A 17,584-nucleotide genomic window follows, 5' to 3' on the forward strand; every position below is an offset into this window, starting at 1 on the left:
TGGCCAGAATGTCATCGAAAAGCGCAGTCGCGCAACAATTCTTAACTCAACGGTCATATCGCCGCGCAGTTTTGCGCAATATGGGACATCCTGCACATCTAGGATCGGACTCGAGTGTGCAGACTAGCCGTTGACCCTGGAAACCGCCCCGCGCACTATCACTCAATCAGTTATCGCGACTTTGGCACGAACTCATAAGGGGCGCAACGTGGAAGTAAATCTAACTGCCGCACACTGGGTGTACCTCGCGGGCATACTCGTCATCCTGGCCACAATGATGCTCAGAAAGAACATAGTCGTGCCGGCGGTACTGGGTACATTTCTGACTGCATTCGTCTTTTCCGACAGCCTTGTCACTGGACTCGCATCAATCTTCAACGCAAGTCTCGTCGCCGCCAAAGAACTGTTCAACATCTTCCTGATCATCGCTCTGGTAACTGCGATGCTCGGAGCGTTGCGTCAGATGGGCGCCGATCGACTCATGGTTGCGCCGTTCCGGAAAGTTATGCGCGGTGGCACAAGTAGTTTTCTCGTTCTTGCCGCCGTGACGTACATGATCTCGCTGTTCTTCTGGCCCACACCGGCGGTTCCGCTCATTGGGGCGGTCTTGATTCCGGTCGCGATCCGCGCGGGTCTCTCGCCTATGGCAGTCGGTATGTCGATCGCCATCTGTGGGCAGGGAATGGCGCTCTCGGCCGATTACATCATCAAGGTTGCGCCTGGCCTGTCCGCAACTGCCGCCGGTGTCGATCCAGATGTAGTTGCCGACCGCGCTCTTGTCATGTCACTGATCGTGGGACTCACCGCATTGATCATCACGTGGCTGACGCAGCGCCGCAATATGCGAGCACCATCGCCCGAACTTCTCACGGAATGGGAATCGCGAGCCGAGCACGAGAACGGCCGCTCGACCCAGGCTGACGGCGACTCCGCCGGCAGCACTCCGGTACCGAGCGGAACCCTGCCTGGTACCGGAGCGGCGGGCGGGTCGAAAGTTCTGGTGACGGCCGGAGCGAATGTCGGTGTGTCGGTGGCCGAACGCGTCGACACCGATGACTCGTCGATGAAGGCAACCGTCGACCACGTATTCAAAAGCATCAGGGCCGCACGTACATTCGCAGTTCTGGTGCCGCTCGCCTACCTTGCATTCATTGTGTACCTACTCATCGGCAAATTCACTGACATCGTCCCGGACCTCAAGGGTGGCGACGCCGCGGCCATGGTCGGTGGTATCGCCGCGCTCATTCTGTTCGCGGCCGCGGCCACTAATGACAAGCAAGGATTCTTCGAGACGACCTCCGAGCATCTGATCGACGGTCTCGTTTTCGCCTTCAAGGCGATGGGGATAGTGCTTCCCATCGCAGGATTCTTTTTCATCGGGAACGGCGACTTCTCTGCCCAGATACTTGCTCTACCAGCCGATACAGCAGGCCCGACGCTACTCTTCGATCTCGTGAATGCAGGCCAGTCCCATCTACCGCAGAATCCGTTTGTCACATCGTTCGCGATCCTGATCATCGGAATGATCGCGGGACTCGAAGGCTCAGGCTTCAGCGGCCTGCCACTTACCGGGTCATTGGCCGGAGCCCTCGGCCCGGCAGTAGGAATGGATCCGGCAACCCTCGCAGCAATTGGCCAGATGGGCAATATCTGGTCTGGCGGGGGAACTCTCGTTGCCTGGTCATCACTTATCGCGGTTGCAGGTTTCGCCAGAGTGTCAGTCCTCGATCTCGCCCGTAAATGCTTCATCCCCGTCTGTTCAGGACTCGTGCTGATGACCATTGTTTCGGTTCTCATATTCTGAACCCGTCTCCTGTTGCCGGGGAGACAACACTCCCCGGTCTCAGCTGTATTCTCAGGAACTTCATGACAATCTCGTACAAGCAAAACACCGATGGCACCACCGCAAGCGCAAGTTTCAACCACGAAAGCATCGGCGTTGCAACGATGATGGCCCTGACCTTCGTGACCGGACTAGTCGACGCGGTCGGATACCTCGGCCTCGACCGGGTGTTCACCGGCAACATGACCGGCAACATCGTCATACTGGGTATGGCCGTTGCCGGCGCCGACGAGCTTCCCGTACTGGGGCCAGCAATCGCACTGATTGCCTTTACCTTTGGGGCGTGTACGTGCGGGCTGCTGCTTCGCGGGTCGCCTGCAGGATGGCACACACGGACCACAGCACTATTCGCGACAGGTGGAATAGTTCTCCTCGGCTTAGCCGTATCGATGTTCGTGGTCGGCGACACCATGTCGGCAGTCCAACAGATCGTCTTCGCAGCGGTTATTGCACTGGTCATGGGCGAGCAGGCAGCGGTAGCAAGGGCTCTCGCGGTCAAGGATATGACCACGGTCGTGGTCACTTCGACCCTGACCTCGCTTGCAAGTGAGACGTTCTTCGGAACGGGATCCGCGTTGTGGAATCGGCGCGTCGGCGCGATCGTCACCATTTTCGTCGGCGCAATTGTCGGAGCACTACTTCTGTTGCTGCACGTCGCGCTCGCGTTGTTGATCGGTGCGTGCATCACTATCGCCGTTTCATTGATCGGCCACCGCTACCTGACCCGAGTTGATTGAGATCAGCCGTCGTAATCAACATGGAAAGCAGTAGGAGCCCTCGGTCTTCGGCGCGGTCGCAGCGGACCACCGCTGCGTTCCAGCCCTCTCAGTTGCCAGCCCATTCGAGGAGCGCGTCCGCCGTCCACGTGTTGATCACCCGATCGGCGTCGACGCCGCACTTTTCGGCGCGCTCGCACCCGTAGCCCTGCCATGCCAATTGACCGGGAGCATGGGCGTCGGTGTCGATGGAGAACATGCAGTCGAGATCGAGGGCCAACTCGATCAACCGCGACGGTGGATCACGACGTTCGGGCCGGGAATTGATCTCCACAGCAGTACCGGATTCGCGGCAGGCTTCGAATACTCTCTCGGCATCGAACTGCGATTCGGGACGAGTACCGCGACCACCCTCGACAAGCCGGCCGGTGCAGTGGCCGAGAATGTCTACCCGCGGATTACGCACCGCGGCAAGCATTCTGCGAGTCATTGCCTCGCGTTCGGATCGCAGTTTGGAATGCACACTCGCCACCACGATATCGAGTTCGTCGAGCAGATCCGGGTCCTGATCGAGGGAACCGTCTTCGAGGATGTCGACCTCGATACCCGTAAGGATTCGGAACGGAGCCAGTTCCGCATTCAATGCGGCAATGACGTCGAGTTGAGCTCGCAGGCGATCCGCGGACAGCCCGTTGGCGACGGTCAGACGCGGTGAGTGGTCGGTGAGCGCGCAGTAGTCATGGCCCAACGCGGCAGCCCGTCGCATCATTTCCTCGATGGGGCTGCCGCCGTCCGACCAATCGGAGTGCGTGTGCAGATCGCCGCGCAAAGCCTGCCGCAGCGGACCGTCGCCGATAGGTTGCGCCTGTCCCCGCAACTCGGCGAGATACTCGGGAACGCCGTCGTACGACTGCGCAATGATCGTCGCTGTTTTGGGTCCGATTCCGGTGAGGGCTTTCCAACTGTCGGCCTTGCGACGCGACTCCTTCTCGTCGTCCGACAGCCCGGTGAAGACCTCAGCAGCGCGACGGTAGGCCTTCACCCGGTGCGTCTCTGCCCGCGATCGTTCGAGCCAGTAGGCGATCTCCCGAAGCGCTTCATCCGGTTCCATGGGTCCACTGTTCCGTCAGCAGCGGCTCGCGGCAACCCCTGATCCACTTACGCTGTGGTTATGGACGATCCGAGAGCACGATTTTCCACAGCACGAGTGGCACGACTGGCGACCGCCGATACCAACGGCGTTCCCCACATCGTGCCGCTCGTGTTTGTTGTTGTCGGCGGCACCGTCTACTCGTGTGTCGACCACAAACCGAAAACCACAACCGCACTTCGGCGGCTGAAGAACATAGCTGCGACGGGCCACGTCAGCCTGCTGGTCGATCGCTACGACGACGACTGGTCTCAGCTGTGGTGGGTACGGGCGGACGGCGATGCCGAAATTCTGGAGCCGGGAACCGACGAGGCGGAGAGGGCGATCGACGCTCTGGCTTCGAAGTACTCTCAATATGTCGACTCCCGCCCGAACGGGCAGGTGATCGCGGTACGCAACGTACGGTGGTCGTCGTGGGAATCGCTGCAAAGCAACAGCTTTGGCACACCACATCGAGATGCACCACATCGCATCGTCTCCCTCTCACATGTCAACGACCCCGCATCCACGCCGATATTTCCCGGCGATCCGGAGTTCACACTCGAGACGGCCACCACCGTCGAATCTGACGGTTATTACCTGCAGTACGTCAAGCAGGGTGAACACACCGGAACACATTGGGGCGCACCGGCACATTTTGAACTCGGCGGACTCACCGCGGATCAATTGGATCCAGCCGACCTGTATCTGCCCGCAGTGAAGATCGACATCCGGGAGAAATCTGCCCGGAATTCCGACTACATTCTCACGGTCGACGATGTAGCCGAATGGGAATCGAGGCACGGTCGGATACCGGACGGCGCGGCGGTGATCTTGTGGACCGGCTGGGAATCCCGTTGGGGCACAGATCTGTACGCGAATATCGACGACTCCGGTACTCATCAACCGGGCTTCGGCGTCGACACCGTTCGGTGGCTCCTCGATTCCGGACGGTTGGGCCGACAAGGCGCCCTGGGTACCGACACCTTCGGACCCGACGCCGGGATGGACGACAACTACGCCGTCTCCACCCTGCTGTACGGCGCCCATCGGATCAGTTTGGAGAATCTCGCCAACCTGAGCGCGCTCCCCACCACGGGTGCGTACGTGCTTGTGGGAGGCACCGTCAATCGAGGTGGTTCGGGGTCACCGGCGACGGTATATGCGCTGATCTGACGTCTATTCCGGCACTTACCGACACCCCGTCGATATGTTCCCGACAGGGTGTCGATATGATTACGACACAGTGTCGTAATACCCAAGCGTCGTAATACCCAAGCGTCGTAATAACCGTCGGCCATGCCGCCGACACACTTCGGAGGCATCATGTTTCTGGCCGTGCGCGAACTCGTGTTCGCGCGAACTCGATTTTTGCTGATGGGCGCCGTGATCGCCCTCATCTCGATCCTGATGGTAATCATGGCCGGACTGTCTTCCGGCCTCGTCAACGACGGCGTATCGGGCCTGCAACGCACACCGGCACAAGCCTTTGCTTTTGCCGAAGGCACCAAATCCGATTCCGCATTCAGCCGTTCGGTGGTCACCGAAGAGCAGGCCCAAGCCTGGCGTGAGCGTCCCGACGTAGCCAATGCAGCACTGTTCGGAAACATGATCGTGAATGTAAAAACCCAGAACGGCACTCCCGTCGATCTCACACTTTTCGGGATCGAGCCAGGGTCGTTCCTCGAACCGGCGGCCGCAGAAGGTACCGCGCTGAGCGGCGAGAACACCGTCATCGTCAGCAACAGCGCCCGCGACGAGGGTGTGAAACTCGGCGATACTGTCACCGTCGACCGCCTCGGCACCGATCTGAGAGTTGTCGGTTTCACCAGCGACCAAAGAACTTTCGGTCACGTCGACGTCGCGTATGTTCCGCTGAGCACATGGCAACAGATCCATGCCGGCACCAAGGCCGGTGAGGCGCCGCGCGCCGACGCCTACAACGAGGGCAGCGTTATTGCCATCCAAGGCATCGACGGTGCACTGCCCGATCTGAGTGCTGGCGACGCGGCTGCGGGAACCGCAGCGAAGACGTTGACCGAATCTTTCGAATCCTCACCGGGTTACAGCGCCGAGATGATGACCATGACGATGATCAAGGCCTTCCTGTACGCAATATCAGCCTTGGTGGTCGGTGCGTTCTTCACCATCTGGACGGTGCAACGCAGCCGTGAAATCGCGGTCATGCGCGCCATGGGAGCGTCCACCGGATTTCTGCTGCGAGACGGCCTGATGCAGGCTGTGATCGTCCTCGTTGCATCCGCATTGGCCGGTGTGCTCATAGGTTTAGGTCTCGGTAGCCTGCTCACCGGATCCGGAATGCCGTTTGCCCTCGAGGCCGGCCCTGTCTTCAGCGGCGCAGCACTACTCATCGTCCTCGGTCTGGTCGGTGCCGTCGTTGCGATCGCCCGCATCTCGTCTGTGGACCCCCTTGCCGCGCTAGGAGAAAACCGATGACCGTCACAACTACCACGCTCGGATTGAATCTTGCTGCGGCGCAGCTCTGTTTCGGCGACGGCGACAACAATGTCACCGCACTCGACAACGTCGACCTGAGCGTGTTGCCCGGCGAGATCGTTGCCGTCGTCGGTCCGTCCGGGGCCGGAAAATCCAGTCTGCTTGCCGTTGCCGGTGGACTGACAACCCCGACAGGCGGCACCGCGACCGTGAACGGCACCACCATTACCGGCCTGTCCAAGAAGAAACTGGCCGAGTTTCGCCGCGACAACATCGGATTCGTGTTCCAATCCGGCAACCTCATTCCGGCGTTGACCGCGACCGATCAGTTGCGTCTGGTCGAGAAGATCACCGGCCGAAAGGGATCGAAGACGCCGGCAGAATTGCTCGAGGCCGTCGGGATGACCCACCGCGCGAACAGACGACCGGGTCAACTGTCCGGTGGTGAGCGTCAGCGAGTGGGGATTGCGCGCGCCCTGATCAGCGATCCTTCCGTACTGCTGGTGGATGAACCCACCGCAGCGCTCGACCGCCAACGCAGCCACGACATCGTCGAATTATTGGCCCGGGAAACTCACTCGAGCGGTGTCGCCACTGTGATGGTCACCCACGATCATGAAGTGCTTCGTCACTGCGATCGTGTTCTGGAGATGATTGACGGGCGCCTGCAGGCGCACTGAGCGACCGCCTGCGCCGCTGCACAATCCACTTGGCCAATACGCCGTGGCTGGGGCTGAACAGATAGACCAGCGTGAAGACGATCCCTTGCGTCATCACCACCATGCCGCCGGATGCGGTATCGAGGTAGTAGCTGATGTAGATGCCGGTGATCGCGCATACCGCCGATATGGCGGGCGCGATCACCAGCATCCGCGAAAACCTGTCGGTCAGAAGATAAGCCGTTGCACCGGGGATGATCAGCATCGCAACCACCAGCACGACGCCGACGGCTTGCAGCGCGACCACGGCGGTGAGCGCGAGAACTCCCAACAGCAACGCACTGAGCCGCTTGGGCGAGAGCCCGATTGCGTTGGCGTGGACGGGATCGAAGGCAAACAGCGTAAGATCGCGGCGCTTGACCAGTAGAACACCAAGGGCCAACGCACCGAGCACGGCCACCTGCAGAAGATCCGACGAACTGACTCCGAGCAGGTTGCCGAAGATGATGTGGTTGAGATCGGTCTGGCTCGGCGTGACCGAGATCAACACCAACCCGAAGGCAAAGAGTGTGGTGAAGACGATCCCGATCGCGGCGTCTTCCTTTACTCGACTCGTGTTGCGTATCAACCCGATCAACGCAACGGCGATCAACCCGAAGATCAGGGCGCCGATAGCAAACGGTGCTCCGACGACGTAAGCCAGCACCACTCCCGGCAGAACGGCGTGCGATACGGCATCGCCCATGAGCGACCAGCCGATGAGCACCAACCAGCAGCTGAGTACGCCGCAGACCACTGCGGCCACCACGGCAACAGCCAAGGCGCGCACCATGAATCCGTATTCGAGCGGATCGAGAAGTAGTTCCACGATGTTCATCGATCAGGTCCTGTCCATCACGTCGAGGCCGAAGGCGAGGGCAAGGTTCTCCGGCCGAAGCACGGTATCCGGGTCGGAATGGACGAGTACTTTCCGCATGAGAAGTACCGCTTCGTCACACAGTTTCGGAACCGCGTGGAGGTCGTGCGTCGAGACCAGAATCGACCGTCCGTCGGCCGCCAATTCCCGAAGAAGTGTGGAAATAGTTGCCTCGGAACGCTTGTCGACGCCGGCAAAAGGCTCATCGAGCAACAGGATCGACGCGTCCTGCGCAATGCCGCGCGCAACAAACGCGCGCTTCTTCTGACCACCGGACAACTGCCCGATCTGGCGGTCCGCGAATTCTGTCAGTTGCACTCGCTCCAGAGCGTGGGCAACAGCATCTCGATCAGCGCGTCGCGGACGCCGGGTGAACCCCATGTGCCCGTACCGGCCCATCATCACGACGTCGCGAACACTGATCGGAAAACTCCAGTCGACGTCCTCACTCTGCGGAACGTATCCGACGTACCCCTTCTTGCGGGCCACCAACGCCTCGATGCCGGCGATACGCACAGACCCGTTGTCCGGCTTGATCATTCCCATGATCACCTTGAACAGCGTCGACTTTCCCGAGCCGTTCATCCCGATCAGACCGCACACGCTGCCCGAGTTCAGCGTCAGGTCGACATGCTCGAGCGCATGCACGTCTCCGTAGTGGACGCTGACGTTCTCGACGCGGATCGCTTCGCTCATGATGCGCCTCCGGTGAGTCCGCCGAGGATGACGTCGGTGTCGTGACGAATCATGTCCAGGTACGTGGGCACGGGGCCGTCTGCTTCGGACAACGAGTCGACGTACAGAGTGCCGCCGAATTTTGCTCCCGTTGCGCCGACAACCTGCTGCATCGGGGCGTCCGAGACCGTCGACTCGCAGAACACCGCGGGAACGGCGTTGGCCCGGACGAAGTCGATAGCCGCAATGATCTGTTGCGGAGTGGCTTGCTGCTCGGCGTTGACGGGCCAGATGTACGCCTCGCTGAGCCCGGCGTCGCGGGTGAGGTAGGAGAACGCGCCCTCACAGCTCACCAGCGCGCGTTGACCGGCGGGCAGCGTTGCCAGGCCACTGACCAGTCGATCCTGCACGGATTGGAGTTCCGCCTTGTACTTCGCCCCGTTCTCGGCAAACGCCGCGGCATTGTCCGGATCGAGATCGCTGAACGCGGCCACCATGTTGTCGACGTAGATCTGTGTGTTCAACGGCGACATCCACGCATGCGGATTGGGCTTGCCCGCATAGGCGTCACCAGCGATGGGAATCCCCTCGACGCCCTCACTCACCACGACGTGCGGCACGTCCAGGCCGTCGACGAACTTGGCGAACCAGGCTTCGAGGTTCATCCCGTTGTCGAGGATCAAATCGGCCTCGTTGGCACGACGAATGTCGCCGGGAGTCGGTTCGTATCCGTGGATCTCGGCTCCGGCCTTGGTGATCGACTCGACGCGAAGATTGTCGCCGGCGACGTTCTGCGCGATGTCCGAGAGGACGGTGAACGTCGTCAGTACTACCGGGCGGTCATCGTCGGCGGAGTTCACCGCAGAGCATCCAGCGAGGAACACTGCCGCGAGAGCAACAATCCCCAGGCGGCGGTAGTTTTTCGCGTCGCGAGTCGTCATGGTAAAACTCTAATATCAGGGCTATCAAATAGACAAGTTTGGGTACCCGAACAATCATGGGTCGTTAAGCTCAGCCCATGCGTCCTACTGCCTTGATCACCGGTTCCAGCCGCGGCCTCGGAGCTGCGATAGCGCGCGAACTCGCACCGACACACAACCTGGTGCTCGGCGCCCGTTCTGCGGCTTCCCTCGAGGCGATCACCGCCGAACTGCCCGGCTCCACGCCGTGGCCCGTCGATATCACCGATTACGACGCCGTCGCCGCATCCATTCCCGTCAACAATCTGAATGTCCTGGTCCACAATGCCGGTATCGCGGATCTCGGGACCATTGAGGAATCCTCGGCCGATCAGTGGCGGCGCACGTTCGAGGCCAATGTCATCGCCGTAGCCGAACTGACTCGCGTTCTCCTTCCCGCTCTGCGCGCCGGCGGCGGTCACGTCGTGCTGATCAACTCCGGCGCGGGACTGCGCGCCAATGCCGGCTGGGGATCGTACGCAGCCAGCAAGTTTGCACTCCGAGCGTTCGGCGACGCATTGCGACTCGAAGAACCGTCGTTACGTGTGACGTCCATCCACCCGGGCAGAATCGACACCGACATGCAGCGCGAGATTGTTGCCGGGGAGGGCGGAAACTACGACCCGAGCAGCTTCCTGAAGGCTTCCACCGTGGCACGCGCGGTACGCACTGCCGTCGAAACTCCTGCCGACGCACATCCGACGGAGGTAGTTCTCCGACCTACCGGCCGGTAAAGCTCCTGTTCGACGGTAACAGAATGGTGACGATCGAATCCCGGATATCGCTTTCTCGCAACGTGCCCCGATACTGACATCAGTTGTCGGACAAGGACGTTGAAAGGTGGAGCGCAATGAATAATCATACGGACAAGTGGGGATTTTCCACTGAGCCCGCCCGCGCGCGATACGTCGCCGCAACTCACGGCGCTTTGGCGATCGCCCGCCCCCTGACGCCGGCAGAAATGGGCATCCTGACCGACAGCGGGGGGTGGGGAGGATGAGCACCTACGCAGCCGACACCTGGGGAATCCCCAGCCAGACCTTTCTGCAGTGGTACCTCCTAGCCGCCGCAGTCGCAGTTGGCCTGTCTCTCTACAGCCGAATGGCGGCCCGGCGATCACCAACAGTTGTCGACGCCGTCCGCGCGCCACTGACGCCCCCCGAAGTCGGGGCCCTGACGAGCGACTACCAGGCAATCCTCGCATCGATGGCAATGCTGCGCAGCGCCGAACTCATCACCACCGCCGGGAAAGCCGCACGCGTCCTGACCAAGGAGGACAAGGGTCGCCTGGACTGGTTCACCCGCACTCTCCACAAGCGACTCGGCAGTGGCACGGTACCGCTGCGTCAGGTGCGCCTGCTCGGGCGGATGAATGTCGCGCTCGCGCAACTCCGTACAGGGTTGATCGATGCCGGCTACCTGCAGCGCCCGCAGCGTGGTGTCGACGCACTACTGCGTACCACCCCTCTGGTCGCGGTCATCGGCCTCGGTGTCGTCCGGTTGATCTTCGGCGTGGCCGGCGGCAAGCCCGTCGGATTTCTGCTCCTGACGATCATCGTGTTGGCATCGTTGATTCCGTTGTTACGTATCAATCGTCGACGCACTGCGTTAGGCGAAAGCGAACTGCGCCGACTCAAGCACGAGAACTCGTATCTCTCACCGAAACTGCGACCCTCGTTCACCAGCTACGGGCCTTCTCTCGCCGGGTTGTCGGCAGCGCTGTTCGGTTCCGGCGCACTGGTTCTGGTTGATCCGGCACTGGCCGGGGCGGTGGCTGCCGGCGCGGCGTACAGCCCCGGCGGCGGCGGTTCGAGCTACTACAGTTGCGGCTCCTCATCCGGCTCGGATGGCGGCGGTAGCGGCAGCAGTTGTGGAGGCGGGGGGTGCGGAGGATGAACGCCTACGCCGCCGATACGTGGGGAATCCCCAGCCGAGAATTCCTGTACGGCTACATCATCGTCGCGATCACGCTGGCAATTCTGACCTTCTTGTGGCGCCTGACGCTTCGAGCCCGCCAGGTCGCTGTCGAGTTCATCGATCAGCTCACCCCACCCGAAGTCGGAATGCTCACCAGTGAGGCCCGCGCTATCGCAGCATCGTTGGCGATCCTGCGCAGCGCCGATCTCATCACGATCGACGGCGCGGTACTCCGGCCGCTGGGACCAGGTGACGCGACACTCGATTGGTACACCCGCACGGTCTACTACAAACTGGCTGAGCAAGCCTCACCCCACCGTCGACGCCAACTCGCCGAGAGAATGACCGTGGAATCGGCGCAGCTGCGGAACTCACTGATGGACAAGGGATACCTGACGCCGCCCACTACTCGGCGGTCGATCTGGCTCGCCACTCTGCCACTGAAGATTCTGATGGCAGTCGGAATTGTGAGAATCGTGTTCGGGGTACTGGGCGACAAACCTTTCGAGTTCTTGATTCTCGCAGTAATAGCCACCGGCTTCACGATCCCCCTCCTCGGGTTGACGTTTGATCGCACCGCGTCAGGCAATGCGACACGATCTGCGTTGACGAAGTCTCACGACTACCTCGCACCTCGCAACAACCCCGCATTCTCCGCCTACGGACCACGATTGGCCGGCATGTCCGCGGCTCTCTTCGCCGGATCAGCCTTTCTGATGATCAATCCGGCGCTGGCGTCCGCAGCGGGAATCGGCGCCGACGGAGGAAGCAGTGGAGGTGGCGACGGTAGCGGAAGTAGTTGCGGCGGTGGCGGTGGCGGATGTGGTGGTGGCGGCGGAGGGTGCGGCGGATGACTCTCAACGGCCTGGGAATCGGCTGGCGCCCCGAGATCTCGGGGATCATCGCTGCGCTGGACGGCCTTGCGTTCTGTGAGGTCATTGCGGAATCCCTCGACAGTTCACTACCGCCCGAACTGGAACGGCTAGCCGTTCCGGTTATCCCACACGGCATTTCCCTGTCGCTTGGCGGCGCGGACCCACTCGATCGTCGGCGCGTCGAGCACCTGGCCCAGCTAGGCGGGCTCAGCGGCGTGCCGATGGTCAGTGAACACATCGCGTTTGTCCGCGCCGGCGGCATCGAAGCGGGGCACCTGTTGCCGGTTCCCCGGAGTTACGAGGCCCTGGACGTCCTGGCGCGCAACATCACCCAAGTCCAGGGCAGTATTCCCGTACCACTCGCGGTGGAGAACATCGCGGCACTCTTCGACTGGCCGGACGACGAACTCACCGAGGGCGAGTTTCTCTCGGAACTGATCGAACGCACCGGGATTCGGTTGGTACTCGATATCGCGAATGTGTACGCAAATGCGCTCAACCGGCACCGCGATCCGTGGACGGAATTGTGCCGACTACCCCTCGAGCACATAGCGTATTGCCATATCGCTGGCGGCAGCGTGCACGACGGTAAGTACCACGACACCCACACCGATCCCGTTCCCCGGCAGGTGGTGGAACTACTCGAGCAATTCACCGCAGCGGGGCACCATCCCGCGATCATGCTCGAGCGAGACGGCAACTACCCACCGGCGCACGAACTTCTGGGCGAACTCGACGCCGTAGCCGACGCTGCGGGACTGCGACGCATCACCGCGGACACCCAGTGGACACGCGCATGAGCAGCCTCGGAGCGCGTCAGGAAGCGCTGGTGCGGGCGCTGGTGGCAGGCGGCGAACTGCCGCCGGGATTCGACACAGAGGACACTGCAGTGGCGTCGGCGGCCCTGATCCGCAAGCGCGGCAGCGAAGTGGCGCACCACCTTCCGATGGTGCGCCACACTCTCGGCGATCGTTATCTCGAGTTGTTCACGGCCTGGGCAGTCGGGCGACCGAAGACGTCGTCACATGCCGACGCCCAAGCGTTTGTCGCGCACCTGCAGGACATCCATGAACTGCCTCGCCGGCCCTGGTATCGACGGCTGCTACGTCAGTGAGACAACAGCTTCACTGGTGTACATGAGGAATGTCATCGACTCCTGGAAGTACAGTTCCACCGACTCGGCGTCGTGTGACAGATAGCCGATCGACAGATCCTGGCCGATGTGCAACTCGTAATCGCCACCGCGCGTGGACATCAGGAACGCACCGTCGATAGCCGGGGCCCAGATGATGTCGCCGTCGAGCACCCGCCTGATGTGCTCGCGAATCGGGTAGCCGTGGTCGGAGGTTTCGTTGATCTGCGTGAACGCATCTGCGTTGAGCAGCAACGAATACGGGCCGTTGACACCGGCCAGACGCAACGCTGTGAGGGCCTGGCTGATGGCCTCGGGGTAATCCTTGGCGTCGGCAGGCAGCTTCAGTTCAGGGTTGGAACCACTCGCGCGCACACCCGTGATATTTGCCGCCGGGTATCCCTCGAAGACAGCACGATCCTCGGCAAACGCGATCTTCTGCGCCGCGTCCTTCACCGGCTGCCAATCGGAATCCTTTGCGCCACGCTCGACGTCGTCGATCGCCTGGCGGCTGACGGTGAACGGCACCCGCAGTTCGATGATCGGTTGCGACTGACGAGCGTGCGCAATCACACCGTCCGCGAGTGAACTGATCGGAACCTGATGCCCCAACGCAACACAGGCAAGATCGTCACCCGACGGACCCTCGACGTCGACGACCCGACGGCCGGCAACGTGACGCTTGAAGGTGCGGCTGGCCTCTTCTTCGATCTCGGCCCAGGCTGCTGCCGAAATGGGTGCTAGGTCGCGGTGCAGGTTTGTCATTGCTGGGCACTCCTTTTGAGACTTCCGATTCCGAGAGAACCGTCAGAGATGGGCTTTGTGAACGTCGCTTCAGGCACGAGCCTGGACGGCACGTCCGGGGGATCGTCGAGAAAATCCGCCGTCGGAACGAAGAAATTGATTCCGGTGACGGCAGTCGAGAAATCGAGAATGCGGTCGTAGTTGCCGACCGGATTCCCGATGAACATGTTGCGGAGCATCTGCTCGGTCACCGTCGGCGATGCCGAGTAGCCGATGAAGTACGTGCCCATCTCCGCCGAGCCGACATGGCCGAACGGCATGTTGTCGCGCAGAATCTGGATCTGTTCGCCGGATTCGTCCTCGATGACGGTGAGTGCGGTGTGAGCGTTGGCAGGCTTGGTGTCGTCGTCCATCTCGAGGTCTTCGAGCTTGGAGCGTCCGATGACGTTTTCCTGCTCCTCGACGGGCAGGGCGTTCCACTCCGACATGTCGTGAAGGTACTTCTGGACGATGACGTAGCTGCTGCCCGCGAACTCCGGATCCTCGTCTCCGACAGTGACCGCGACGTATGCCGCTTGCCCGGACGGGTTCTCGGTGCCGTCCACGAATCCCATCAGATCACGCTGCTCGAAATACTTGAATCCGTGCACCTCGTCGACCACGGAAGCCGCCCCGGCCAACCGCGTCGTCACAACCGAAGCGAACTCGAAACACAGATCCATCTGACGGGCGCGGATGTGGAACAGCAAGTCGCCTGGTGTGCGTGGAGCGTGGTGTTTGTCACCGGCCAGCTCGACAAACGGATGCAATTCCGCCGGTCGCGGGCCCTCGAACAGCCGGTCCCACGCATCCGAACCGATCCCGACCACGGTGGCCAAGCCACCGGCGGGAACCCGAAATCCGATGGAGCGCTGCAGGCCCGAGATATCCGCCAAAACGTCGTGAACTGCCTGCTCACCCCCCTCGTCGATGGTGAAAACCAGGAAGATCGCAGCTTCCGTGAGCGGTGTCAGCAGTGGTTGGGGAACCGCAGGCAGGGTTGTCCCCGCTCTCTCGGCCTCGTCGATCGCACTCGTTTCCACCATGCAGACCAGTATGGCCGATTTGGGCACTCCCGGCAGCAGTAGTCGAGAAGTAGGTGAACGCGGTTTACGGTGTCGCGGCCTCCGCACCCGCGTCGAAACCGGCCGGAATCTCGAAGATCCGGCCGTCGAACCCGGCCCGGTAGAGATGTCCGGCCGCAAATCCGGAATTGCCGCGTCCGTAGGTCAACACACTCGACGCCTGCAGTCCGCGGGTGAGTGCGCAGTACTGACCGGGGCCGTCGACACGCCATACCTCGCCACTGATGTCCGTGGGGACGATCGCCCGGTCATACGAATCCAAGGTCAAACCGTCTGGTGCAGAGAAGGTTTCGAGCCCACCGAGATCGACCAACGATTCCGAATATGCTGGATTGTCGACGGAGATGCGGCTGACCCCCGGATTGGCAAACGTGCGCGACACGTAGAGCCAGCGATTGTCGGAACTCAGCGCGGCACCGTTAGCACTCGGGAGGCTCGCCCACGCCGGGTCGACGGCTCCGTCGGGGCTGACCTTTCCGATCAAAGAGCCGAAATCATTGGTGGCATAGATCGTTCCGTCAAGTGCCACGGCAAGACCGTTTGCAGCGCTCAGACCGTCGGCAATGGGCGTCACGGCACCCGAATTCACATCGACACGCGCAACCGAAGCGCCCCGCGTCAGATCACCGATCAACACGCTCGCGTTTGCTCCCGTGCCCACCAGCAGCGAACCGTCCGTATCCCAGGCCAACCCACCCGCGCCACCCGGAACCGTCGCAATCGGGACTGCCGCCGCACCCGGCGCATCGACGCGAAAGATGCGCCCGCTCACCAAGTCTGTTGTGTACAGGCGGCCCTGCCCGTCCACGGTGACGCCCTCGAGGGCGGCGCCCGGAATTTGCGCACGCAGGACCGCAGGCGACGATCCCGGACAGAGGGGAGCAGCCTCGGCGCCGGACACCCCCAGCGCCAGAAGCGAACCGGCAACCAGAGCGCCGGTGATACCTATCCGAATACCGTGATCGAAGATCCTGGTCCGCATCTGCGCAACGCTAGACCTTCTGCCGGATTACGCCTAGAGACCCCGAAGAAACGAGATCAAAAGTTCATTGACTTCATCCGCGCGCTCTTGTTGCACGAAGTGCCCGGCACCGCCCAGAAGATGCACGCCCCGCAGGTCAGGCACGGTGTCCTTCATCCGGTCAAGCGCCTGGGGTCCACTCATCGTGATGACCGGATCTTCGGCGCCGGCGATGAACAGCATCGGAACACCGATGTGGGCGCCGTCGAGATCCTCATTGCGTTCCCAATTGGCGTCGTACGCTCGGTACCAGTTCAACCCACCGGTGAATCCTGTTGCAGTAAAGGTCTTTACGTAGACATCGAAGTCCTCTTCCGTGAGCCACGACCACGGCAACGCGGGCGCCTCGGGAAGTACGTCCAGGTAACCGTTTCCCTCGGCCGGGTGATCCCAGACATCGAGGTATCGGTAGGCACCGGACAAGGCGTGGAAGAGTCGCTGCAGGAATTCACGCGGCTGGGCGTCGAGTTCCCGCTCCGCCACACCGGGTTCCTGGAAATAGTGGATGTGCAGAAAGTGCTTGCGTGCCATGGCGGCGTAGATTGTCGACGGCTTGGCCGGAAACCGGTCCGGCGCATAGGGAACTGCCAAGGAGACCAGCCCTGCAACACGATCCGGGTAGCGCAGAGCGGTCGTCCACGCGGCCGGCGCGCCAAAATCGTGACCGACAAACACGGCTTTGTCGATTCCGAGAGCGTCGAGAAACGCGATCAGCCGGGCTGCAACCGCGTCGTTGGTGTATTCGTCGATCGCATCGGGGCGTGTAGTACCGCCGTAACCCGGCATGTCGAGCGCAATCGCCCGAAAACCCGCGTCTGCCAGGGCCGTCGACTGATGCCGATAGCTGTACCCGAGGCCGGGAAAGCCGTGACACATCACCACCGTTGCTGCGGAAGCTACAGCTGTTCCCGATCCCGAATCATCGAATTGCCAACGAAATCCGTCGACGTCGATCGTTTGTACTGTCATGTCAGCTGGTGATCATGTCTTCCTGGTTCCAGAACGCGCGCATCGACAGGATCTTGCCGTCGTCGTCGAAGGTCATGACGTCGATGGGTGCGATGGTCAGCGTCTGCTCGCCGAGCTTGGTGATCAGCGAGAAGTGGAATGCTGCTTCGTTTCCGGCAATGCGGAGGGTGTGCAGGTGAGCTTCCTGGTCGAAGTTCTCGATCACGGAGTAGAACTCGAGAATGGACTCGCGGGTGGTGCGCACGTCGGTGCCTACCGGGTCTTCGACGGTTGCACCCTCGGCATACAGGGCGACAACCTGGGCGGCAGTGCCCGTGGCAACTGTCTCGATGTAGGCGTCGACGGTCTTGCGGATTACCTCTGCGGACGGTGCCATGGTCTACCCCTCGTAGTTAGAACAGGTTCTATTCGCGAGGATAACCCAGGGCTCTGCCCTGTGCGCCGTTTT

20 protein-coding genes and 1 pseudogene are annotated in these 17,584 nt (G+C 61.6%); 12 read left to right on the top strand and 9 right to left on the bottom strand.

What is annotated here, in order from left to right:
• Positions 1–208 precede the first annotated feature (208 nt).
• Both V2B23_RS07335 and V2B23_RS07340 read left to right on the top strand, forming a co-directional pair.
• Positions 209–1,804, top strand: coding sequence for a hypothetical protein (locus V2B23_RS07335; protein WP_430949763.1), 1,596 nt, complete (start codon positions 209–211; stop codon positions 1,802–1,804).
• 62 nt (positions 1,805–1,866) lie between these two features.
• Positions 1,867–2,580 carry a YoaK family protein gene (locus V2B23_RS07340; protein ID WP_430949764.1) on the top strand — a complete coding sequence of 238 codons (714 nt, stop codon included), beginning with the start codon at positions 1,867–1,869 and terminating at the stop codon, positions 2,578–2,580.
• Positions 2,581–2,668: 88 nt separating this feature from the next.
• Here the strand turns inward: V2B23_RS07340 and V2B23_RS07345 are convergent, their stop codons facing one another.
• Complete coding sequence (locus tag V2B23_RS07345) at positions 2,669–3,670, bottom strand: PHP domain-containing protein (RefSeq protein ID WP_430949765.1); 1,002 nt, start codon at positions 3,668–3,670, stop codon at positions 2,669–2,671.
• A gap of 60 nt (positions 3,671–3,730) precedes the next feature.
• Here V2B23_RS07345 and V2B23_RS07350 point away from each other — a divergent pair.
• The 4 genes and pseudogenes from V2B23_RS07350 to V2B23_RS07365 form a co-directional block, all read left to right on the top strand.
• Positions 3,731–4,132, top strand: a pseudogene (locus V2B23_RS07350) (TIGR03668 family PPOX class F420-dependent oxidoreductase); the annotation flags it as partial.
• The gene (locus V2B23_RS07355) at positions 4,133–4,864 is read left to right on the top strand and encodes a cyclase family protein (RefSeq protein ID WP_430950199.1); all 732 of its coding nucleotides are present in this window, start codon (positions 4,133–4,135) and stop codon (positions 4,862–4,864) included.
• Positions 4,865–5,014: 150 nt separating this feature from the next.
• A complete protein-coding gene (locus V2B23_RS07360) occupies positions 5,015–6,145 on the top strand; it encodes an ABC transporter permease (RefSeq protein WP_430950200.1) in 1,131 nt (376 codons plus the stop codon).
• Positions 6,142–6,825, top strand: coding sequence for an ABC transporter ATP-binding protein (locus V2B23_RS07365; protein WP_430949766.1), 684 nt, complete (start codon positions 6,142–6,144; stop codon positions 6,823–6,825). The genes V2B23_RS07360 and V2B23_RS07365 overlap by 4 nt, the downstream gene beginning before the upstream one ends.
• Here V2B23_RS07365 and V2B23_RS07370 read toward each other — a convergent pair.
• The 3 genes from V2B23_RS07370 to V2B23_RS07380 are packed head-to-tail and all read right to left on the bottom strand — an operon-like array spanning position 6,749 to position 9,336.
• On the bottom strand, positions 6,749–7,681 hold the full coding sequence (locus V2B23_RS07370) for a metal ABC transporter permease (RefSeq protein ID WP_430949767.1): 933 nt from the start codon (positions 7,679–7,681) through the stop codon (positions 6,749–6,751). The genes V2B23_RS07365 and V2B23_RS07370 overlap by 77 nt on opposite strands.
• 3 nt (positions 7,682–7,684) lie before the next feature.
• Positions 7,685–8,416: a metal ABC transporter ATP-binding protein gene (locus tag V2B23_RS07375; RefSeq protein ID WP_430949768.1), complete on the bottom strand. Its 732-nt coding sequence runs from the start codon at positions 8,414–8,416 to the stop codon at positions 7,685–7,687.
• Positions 8,413–9,336 (bottom strand): metal ABC transporter substrate-binding protein, encoded by a 924-nt coding sequence (locus tag V2B23_RS07380; protein ID WP_430949769.1) that lies wholly within the window; start codon positions 9,334–9,336, stop codon positions 8,413–8,415. Before V2B23_RS07380 ends, V2B23_RS07375 begins: the two co-directional genes overlap by 4 nt.
• Positions 9,337–9,413: 77 nt before the next feature.
• Here V2B23_RS07380 and V2B23_RS07385 point away from each other — a divergent pair, with 77 nt between their 5' ends.
• The 6 genes from V2B23_RS07385 (at position 9,414) to V2B23_RS07410 (ending at position 13,260) form a co-directional block, all read left to right on the top strand.
• Entirely contained in the window at positions 9,414–10,088 is a 675-nt protein-coding gene (locus V2B23_RS07385; protein WP_430949770.1) for an SDR family oxidoreductase, read from the top strand.
• 116 nt (positions 10,089–10,204) lie between these two features.
• Positions 10,205–10,354, top strand: a complete 150-nt coding sequence (locus V2B23_RS07390; protein WP_430949771.1) for a hypothetical protein — start codon at positions 10,205–10,207, stop codon at positions 10,352–10,354.
• Positions 10,351–11,250 (top strand): TIGR04222 domain-containing membrane protein, encoded by a 900-nt coding sequence (locus tag V2B23_RS07395; protein WP_430949772.1) that lies wholly within the window; start codon positions 10,351–10,353, stop codon positions 11,248–11,250. The genes V2B23_RS07390 and V2B23_RS07395 overlap by 4 nt, the downstream gene beginning before the upstream one ends.
• Entirely contained in the window at positions 11,247–12,125 is an 879-nt protein-coding gene (locus V2B23_RS07400) for a TIGR04222 domain-containing membrane protein (RefSeq protein WP_430949773.1), read from the top strand. Before V2B23_RS07395 ends, V2B23_RS07400 begins: the two co-directional genes overlap by 4 nt.
• Positions 12,122–12,946, top strand: a complete 825-nt coding sequence (locus V2B23_RS07405; RefSeq protein WP_430949774.1) for a DUF692 domain-containing protein — start codon at positions 12,122–12,124, stop codon at positions 12,944–12,946. Before V2B23_RS07400 ends, V2B23_RS07405 begins: the two co-directional genes overlap by 4 nt.
• Entirely contained in the window at positions 12,943–13,260 is a 318-nt protein-coding gene (locus V2B23_RS07410; RefSeq protein ID WP_430949775.1) for a hypothetical protein, read from the top strand. Before V2B23_RS07405 ends, V2B23_RS07410 begins: the two co-directional genes overlap by 4 nt.
• Here the strand turns inward: V2B23_RS07410 and V2B23_RS07415 are convergent.
• The 5 genes from V2B23_RS07415 to V2B23_RS07435 all read right to left on the bottom strand — a co-directional run bounded on the left by V2B23_RS07415 (position 13,249) and on the right by V2B23_RS07435 (position 17,512).
• Entirely contained in the window at positions 13,249–14,043 is a 795-nt protein-coding gene (locus V2B23_RS07415) for a family 1 encapsulin nanocompartment shell protein (RefSeq protein ID WP_033235271.1), read from the bottom strand. The genes V2B23_RS07410 and V2B23_RS07415 overlap by 12 nt on opposite strands.
• A complete protein-coding gene (locus V2B23_RS07420; RefSeq protein ID WP_430949776.1) occupies positions 14,040–15,107 on the bottom strand; it encodes a Dyp-type peroxidase in 1,068 nt (355 codons plus the stop codon). The genes V2B23_RS07415 and V2B23_RS07420 overlap by 4 nt, the downstream gene beginning before the upstream one ends.
• A 64-nt stretch (positions 15,108–15,171) precedes the next feature.
• On the bottom strand, positions 15,172–16,128 hold the full coding sequence (locus V2B23_RS07425) for an SMP-30/gluconolactonase/LRE family protein (RefSeq protein ID WP_430949777.1): 957 nt from the start codon (positions 16,126–16,128) through the stop codon (positions 15,172–15,174).
• Between the two features lie 33 nt (positions 16,129–16,161).
• The gene (locus V2B23_RS07430) at positions 16,162–17,136 is read right to left on the bottom strand and encodes an alpha/beta fold hydrolase (protein ID WP_430949778.1); all 975 of its coding nucleotides are present in this window, start codon (positions 17,134–17,136) and stop codon (positions 16,162–16,164) included.
• A gap of 1 nt (position 17,137) precedes the next feature.
• A complete protein-coding gene (locus V2B23_RS07435) occupies positions 17,138–17,512 on the bottom strand; it encodes a nuclear transport factor 2 family protein (protein ID WP_430949779.1) in 375 nt (124 codons plus the stop codon).
• Positions 17,513–17,584 lie beyond the last annotated feature (72 nt).

Origin of the sequence: Rhodococcus sp. 24CO, from assembly GCF_050586165.1 — a bacterium.
Classification (GTDB): Bacteria; Actinomycetota; Actinomycetes; order Mycobacteriales; family Mycobacteriaceae; genus Rhodococcus_F.